The 602-nt window shown below is 67.6% G+C and carries 1 protein-coding gene; it reads left to right on the forward strand.

The window, feature by feature from the left end; all coding sequences use genetic code 11:
• The coding region (locus tag EN750_RS37995) for a LysR substrate-binding domain-containing protein (protein WP_245482949.1) at positions 1 to 602 on the forward strand (602 nt) is incomplete at both ends.

A 602-nucleotide genomic window follows, 5' to 3' on the forward strand; every position in this document is an offset into this window, starting at 1 on the left:
TGCAGCCGGTTGCCCTCGATCGTCAGCGAGACGCCGCGCGCCCCACGGTCGAGGGCAACCGGCTGCATCTGCGCACGGCGGAAGCCTTTGCGCTGATATCGACCCATTCCGACCGCTGGGTCGAGCCGCGTGGCACGGCGGTGGTGCGGCTGACCTCGATCCCCTCGGTCAGCGGGCTGTGGCTGATGCCGCGCATGGCGGCTCTGGAGAACAATCCCTCGAAGCTGCGCATCGTGCTCGATGTCGACATCCGCCAGGCCGACCTTGCCGATGAGGGCATCGATCTCTCCATCCGCTGTGGACGCGGCGGCATTCCGGGCCGCGTCTCGGTGCAGCTTTTCGAGGAACATGTCTTCCCCGTCGCGTCACCCGAGCTTGCCCGCGAGATCGGCCGCGGCGACCCTGCCCGGCTGCTCAAATATCCGCTGATCAACGATTCCGACGCGTCTGCCTGGCGCGCCTGGTTTGCCGCGCAAGGCATGGATTATCGCCCGCGCCCGCAGGACCGTCGCTTCGAGGACTACAATCTGGTGCTCGACGCCGCCGCCTATGGGCTCGGCATCGCGCTGGCACGCCCGCCCCTGACCGGGCATCAATTGCAA

The organism is Mesorhizobium sp. M7A.F.Ca.ET.027.03.2.1 (assembly GCF_003999175.1).
In the GTDB taxonomy this organism is placed as follows: domain Bacteria; phylum Pseudomonadota; class Alphaproteobacteria; order Rhizobiales; family Rhizobiaceae; genus Mesorhizobium.